This is a genomic window from Coleofasciculus sp. FACHB-712 (assembly GCF_014695635.1).
GTDB lineage: Bacteria > Cyanobacteriota > Cyanobacteriia > Cyanobacteriales > FACHB-T130 > FACHB-T130.
On sequence record NZ_JACJOQ010000346.1, the window covers coordinates 1 to 3,900 of the forward strand.

Genomic DNA, 3,900 nt, shown 5'->3' on the forward strand with positions numbered 1-3,900 from the left:
AATATTCGCTGGGGTCTCCTCTACGGCGTCATTTTGACCAACGCCAGAGTCATGGGCGAGTTTGGTGCCGTCTCGGTTGTATCTGGCAATATTGCGGGCAAAACTCAAACCCTGCCGTTGTTTGTGGAGGAAGCTTATAAGCAATACCAGACTCAAGCATCTTTCTCAGCCGCCGTTCTGCTTGGCGCACTCGCGTTAGTGACCCTTGTGTTGAAAGAAATTCTAGAGCGTAAAACCAGTATTAAAGATGTTGAATAGGAGGAATTGAAGACTATGTACAGTACAAATGACTTGCCTGTAAATACCTCTAAACCAGCTCAATCTACGACTGGGCACGAAGATAACAGACCTACTAAAATGCGTGTCAGAATCCGCATTCCCAAGGAATATCAGGAAGATCCAATCATCTCACGACTAGTCTCTCACCACGGTGTCACAGTTAATATTGCTGCTGCCCTTTTAGGAGCCAACGCTAGAGATGATGGCTGGTTTGACCTAGAACTCTCAGGATCGACTCGCCAACTTCAAAGCGCCTTAACTTATTTGAATGAACTGGATCTAGAACTGTGGGGCAAATCTGACAGCGAACAAGATGGGTGGTAACGAAAATTTAAAAAGGCAAAATTAATAATTTCAATTATTAATTTTGCCTTTTTATTTGTTAAGCCATATTACTCTCAATCGCCCAACGAGCTAACTCCGTGCGGTTATGGAGATTCGTTTTACCTAACATATTGGATACGTGGCTCTCAATCGTGCGCTGAGAGACGTTCATCTGCTCAGCAATTTCTCGATTTGCCATACCTCTTGCCACAAACTGAACTACTTTCAGCTCGGTCGGGGTTAATTCTACAGTGTCAGGTACCTGGAGTTTCGACCCTCCTTCGGTTCCTCTAGCTGGATGATGAATTAGGCGAGTGGCCTGCTTAAGAGAAGATTCCACTTGCGCCACCAATTCTTCTGGCTCAAAGGGCTTGACCATGTAGACATCTGCCCCAGTATTGAGACCCTTGACTCGGTCTTGACTTTGACCTTTCGCTGAGAGGAATAGAACTGGAATCCAGCTGATGCGGGGATCTTCTCTGACGTGTTGCACAAGGGCAATTCCGTCCATCTCTGGCATCATGACATCACAGATAATCATGTCAGGAATATCATGCTCTAGAACTTCCAGTGCTTCCCGACCATTTTCAGCGGTGATGACTTCGTACCCCCGAAATTCCAGGTAGTCCTTGACCAGCAAAATCAGGTTGGGGTCGTCATCAATCAGCAACAGTCGTTTGTTATCTCTTATACTGGTGTCTTTCATGCTGTGCCACTCGCCAAGCCTGGAATTGTGAAAATTTTAACCGTTTTGTACGTATAGTTTACGTTTTTTTCAGCACCCTGCTGCACCGACTCCTACTAAGTCTAGGCAATTCCTATAATCTCTTTTTAGAAAATTATAGTCACTGACATGGGTCACAACGACGAAAATCTAGTAGGTACACGGAAGAATATAACGTAGCTACTATGTTACTGTATAGGGTTTTGGTAGTGGATGAACTAAGAAAGCGTATTCTTGCACAATTTTGTTGCCAATCAGATGTTCTTGGATAATCCGCTCAATGACTTCAGGAGTCGCTCCACGATACCAAACACCATCTGGGTAAACGACTAGAATTGGGCCTTGGGAGCAAACTCGCAGACAGTTTGCTTTGGTGCGGAAAATGCAAAGAGGGCTTTTGTCGGAAGGCTTGTCTAGTTTTAGCTCTTTAAGTCGCTTTTTCAAGTAATTCCAAGATTCTAAACTGGTTTCCTTGGAGCAACACTGGGGTAAGGTTGGATCGGCACAGATGAAGACATGGCGCTGAATTTGATTCAGTCCCAAGGTCTGCACACAAGCGGCGAGAGCGTTTGGGTCTGATGATTGACAAGTTTCAGGAATTTCAGGGCTAGGCTCAGCCACTGTGTTTTCAGTCATTATTTATTTGATTTCCTTGGAAGAAGCGAGATATCCGTTTTTTAGGAGATTTTAGCGGTTCCAATTTTTTTTAGCAGATTGAGTGCGATCGCGCTATGCCATCCCAATGACTAAAGCTATCTTTGTGTCTTAAGCATTTCTACTAAAGTCTTCCGACAACCGGATAAGTTCGGGAACCCGTACAAAGAATTTTGTTGCGATCGCACACTGGTTGGGCTAAATTAGCACTCAGAGGTTGAGAGTGCTAATTCTCAACGAACGAATCGTGTGTCTTGAGTCAAACCTGTAATAGGAGCGAAGTTTGTATGGCAGCTGTATCTCTAAGCGTATCCACTGTTAAGCCGCTGGGCGATCGCGTTTTTGTGAAAGTGAGCGCTGCTGAAGAGAAAACCGCTGGTGGAATTCTTCTTCCTGATAATGCCAAAGAAAAGCCTCAAGTAGGGGAAGTCGTCGCTGTGGGACCTGGCAAGCGCGATGACAAAGGCACTCGTGTTGAGTTGGAAGTCTCTGTGGGCGACAAGGTTCTCTACTCCAAGTACGCTGGCACAGACATCAAACTCGGCACAGAAGAGTACGTTCTGCTCTCAGAGAAGGACATTTTAGCAGTCGTTTCATAAAGTTATGAGTTCTGAGTTGAGAGTTCCGAGTTAAAAACATCTGCTTAACTCAACGCTCAAAACTCAACGCTCAACACTCCTTCAAAACTCAAAACTCAAAACTCAAAACAACTGAGGAACTATGGCTAAGCGCATTATTTACAACGAAAACGCTCGTCGCGCCCTGGAAAAAGGGATGGACATCCTAGCTGAAGCAGTGGCTGTTACTCTCGGCCCTAAAGGCCGCAACGTGGTACTAGAGAAGAAGTTTGGCGCACCGCAAATCGTGAATGATGGTGTCACCATTGCCAAAGAAATTGAATTAGAAGATCACGTTGAAAACACGGGTGTCTCCTTAATTCGTCAAGCTGCTTCTAAGACCAATGATGCTGCTGGTGATGGCACCACGACTGCAACCGTTCTCGCTCACGCAATCGTAAAAGAGGGCTTGAGAAACGTTGCTGCGGGTGCGAATGCAATTTCTCTGAAGCGCGGGATTGACAAAGCCACTGGCTTCCTGGTGGAAAGAATTGCCGAACACGCCAAACAAGTAGAAGATTCCAAAGCGATCGCTCAAGTTGGTACCATCTCTGCTGGTAACGACGAAGAAGTTGGTCGGATGATCGCTGAAGCGATGGATAAGGTGGGCAAGGAAGGCGTCATCTCCCTGGAAGAAGGGAAGTCCATGACCACCGAACTAGAAATCACCGAAGGGATGCGCTTTGACAAAGGCTACATCTCTCCCTACTTCGCTACCGACATGGAGCGGATGGAAGCGGTTCTGGAAGAGCCTTTCATCCTGCTGACCGACAAGAAAATCACGCTTGTCCAAGACTTAGTGCCCGTTCTGGAGCAAGTCGCTCGTGCTGGTCGTCCTCTGATCATTATCGCTGAGGACATCGAGAAAGAAGCACTGGCAACCCTAGTGGTTAACCGCCTGCGGGGTGTGCTGAATGTGGCTGCTGTCAAGGCTCCTGGTTTTGGCGATCGCCGTAAAGCAATGCTAGAAGACATTGCCGTTCTCACTGGCGGTCAGCTGATCACCGAAGATGCTGGTCTGAAGCTGGAAAGCACCCGGTTAGAAATGCTGGGCAAAGCTCGCCGCATCAACATCACCAAGGACAACACCACAATTGTCGCTGAAGGCAACGAAGCTGCTGTGAAGTCTCGTTGCGAGCAAATCCGCCGTCAAATGGACGAAACCGATTCTTCCTACGACCGCGAGAAGCTGCAAGAGCGTCTAGCTAAACTGGCTGGTGGCGTCGCCGTCGTCAAAGTGGGCGCTGCGACCGAAACCGAAATGAAGGACAAGAAGCTGCGTCTGGAAGATGCCATCAACGC

At 47.2% G+C, this 3,900-nt stretch carries 5 protein-coding genes and 1 pseudogene; 4 read left to right on the forward strand and 2 right to left on the reverse strand.

The window, feature by feature from the left end:
• Positions 1-258 (forward strand): annotated as a pseudogene (locus H6F50_RS08810) (sulfate ABC transporter permease subunit CysW); the annotation flags it as partial.
• Between the two features lie 99 nt (positions 259-357).
• A complete protein-coding gene (locus tag H6F50_RS08815; protein WP_347275919.1) occupies positions 358-603 on the forward strand; it encodes an NIL domain-containing protein in 246 nt (81 codons plus the stop codon).
• Positions 604-661: 58 nt separating this feature from the next.
• On the opposite strand, the gene H6F50_RS08820 is transcribed toward H6F50_RS08815, so the two are convergent.
• Entirely contained in the window at positions 662-1,309 is a 648-nt protein-coding gene (locus H6F50_RS08820) for a response regulator transcription factor (RefSeq protein ID WP_190412815.1), read from the reverse strand.
• A 201-nt stretch (positions 1,310-1,510) separates the two neighbouring features.
• The gene (locus tag H6F50_RS08825) at positions 1,511-1,963 is read right to left on the reverse strand and encodes a ferredoxin (RefSeq protein ID WP_190428397.1); all 453 of its coding nucleotides are present in this window, start codon (positions 1,961-1,963) and stop codon (positions 1,511-1,513) included.
• A 305-nt stretch (positions 1,964-2,268) separates the two neighbouring features.
• Here H6F50_RS08825 and groES point away from each other — a divergent pair, with 305 nt between their 5' ends.
• Complete coding sequence (gene groES, locus H6F50_RS08830; RefSeq protein WP_190412813.1) at positions 2,269-2,580, forward strand: co-chaperone GroES; 312 nt, start codon at positions 2,269-2,271, stop codon at positions 2,578-2,580.
• A gap of 121 nt (positions 2,581-2,701) precedes the next feature.
• Positions 2,702-3,900, forward strand: a 1,199-nt coding sequence (gene groL / locus H6F50_RS08835; protein ID WP_190428398.1) for a chaperonin GroEL, incomplete at its 3' end; no start/stop codon positions are given.

Bases quoted from the DNA above. Each gene is read 5' to 3' on its own strand.
- H6F50_RS08815 (WP_347275919.1), top strand. From the start codon at position 358: ATGCGTGTCAGAATCCGCATTCCCAAGGAATATCAGGAAGATCCAATC.
- H6F50_RS08820 (WP_190412815.1), bottom strand. From the start codon at position 1,309: ATGAAAGACACCAGTATAAGAGATAACAAACGACTGTTGCTGATTGAT.
- H6F50_RS08825 (WP_190428397.1), bottom strand. From the start codon at position 1,963: ATGACTGAAAACACAGTGGCTGAGCCTAGCCCTGAAATTCCTGAAACT.
- groES (WP_190412813.1), top strand. From the start codon at position 2,269: ATGGCAGCTGTATCTCTAAGCGTATCCACTGTTAAGCCGCTGGGCGAT.